This is a genomic window from Acinetobacter sp. HR7, assembly GCF_000773685.1.
Classification (GTDB): domain Bacteria; phylum Pseudomonadota; class Gammaproteobacteria; order Pseudomonadales; family Moraxellaceae; genus Acinetobacter; species Acinetobacter thermotolerans.
Map to the genome: position 1 here is coordinate 1 of NZ_JPQO01000118.1, position 1,561 is coordinate 1,561.

A 1,561-nucleotide genomic window follows, 5' to 3' on the forward strand; every position below is an offset into this window, starting at 1 on the left:
TAAAATGAGGTTATGTCCTTTTTATTTCAATGACTTAAAAAGTTGAGATTGGCGTATGACTATTTAAAAATTTACAATATTTTCATAACCAGCAGCCCAGTAGGTAATGCAAAATATTCAATCTGTATCAAGTATTTTGCCAAATCTATTTTAACAGCCGACTTATATTTAAAAAAATTGGCTCACGTTCAAATGGGCTACGCCAGCTGACTGCAAGCTGTTCAGCTCCCCGAATAAGACAACAGCATCAGACTTAAGGAAATGGCATAATAAACAAAATTTTAATTTTTCATGATTATGCAATCCTTCTGGCTTATCTTCCAACTATTGTTCTGTCTTGCGATTGGCTTCCTGTTTGCCAAAAAGCTGCCTAAAGTCGTAGTTAAACTTTCCTTTACTTTACTCCCCTATTTCAGTTATGTATTACTGATCGGCATCGCTTTTGAATTTTCTCAAATTGTGGATGAGTTACAGCATCCCTACCAGATTCTTAGTACCTCTCTTACGATTGCGAGCTTGACCTCATTAGGTGCCTTTAGCTGCTGTTACCTGCTGTTTAAATGGATTGGTTATCAGAAATCTACTGGACGAGTCTCTGCTGAACTGGTGATCAAATCACTAATCAATATCAGCTATGCCTTTATTGCGCTGGCTGTAGGTTATCTATTACAGCTCAGTTTGCATCATTTTGATCTTCAACTTCACATTAGTACCTGGTATTTACTGCTAGTATTCATGTTTTTAATCGGGCTAGACCTCGCCTATTCACCTTTGGATCGATCTTGGCTGAACTGGAAAATCCTGTTGGTACCATTGGGGTGTGTTGTTGGATCTGTACTTGGTGTGCTGCTATATGCGACCTGGCAATCCGATATCAAGCTGCAAGACCTGATCATGCTTTCTCAAGGCTATGGGTTCTATTCCATGAGCGGCATTGTGGTCACAGAACTGAAAAATGCTGAACTGGGTAGCATCGCCTTGATGAATGACCTGTTTCGGGAAATCATTGCCATCTTACTGATGTACTGTATCGGCTGGCGATATCCACGCGCTGCCATTGCAGCCGCAGGTGCAACCTCCATGGATGCTACATTACCAATGGTCAAACAGGCTTGTGGCAATGATTTTATTCCACATGCCATGTTGAGCGGATTTATTTTGTCACTGTTGGCACCCGTGGCAGTGAGTGTGCTGGCGGTAATTTAGTTTTAATACCCTAAATCTTCCCTTTTTTAAAGAGGGGACTTCTCGTGTCTTTTAGAAGAAGGATCTCTTCCCTTTGTGAAAGGGAGGTCAGGAGGGATTACTAAAAATTTAAATCTACCCCACTCAAAACATCCCCTACGGTCTCCATCATCTCCGAAGCAAGCTCTACAATATCAGTACCATCCAAGCCTGACATCCAGTCCCAAGAACTTGATTGGCTCTGCTGTTGCTGCTTTTCCTGCTGTTCTAATTGATCTGCGATTCTATCCATTTCCAGACTTTGCTCGAGTAACTTTTGTTCTGGCGTCTTGATTATTCTCATCTTCATCCCTTTTGTAAGCGTCCGCTGAATCCC

Annotated in this window: 2 protein-coding genes; one reads left to right on the forward strand and one right to left on the reverse strand. The window is 41.4% G+C overall.

Annotation, left to right across the window (positions count from 1 at the left end; genetic code table 11):
- The first annotated feature begins 297 nt into the window (after positions 1 to 297).
- Entirely contained in the window at positions 298 to 1,206 is a 909-nt protein-coding gene (locus GW12_RS05970; RefSeq protein ID WP_034584809.1) for a lysine exporter LysO family protein, read from the forward strand.
- Between the two features lie 100 nt (positions 1,207 to 1,306).
- Here the strand turns inward: GW12_RS05970 and GW12_RS05975 are convergent.
- On the reverse strand, positions 1,307 to 1,561 hold a 255-nt coding region (locus GW12_RS05975; RefSeq protein ID WP_227504134.1), incomplete at its 5' end, for a hypothetical protein.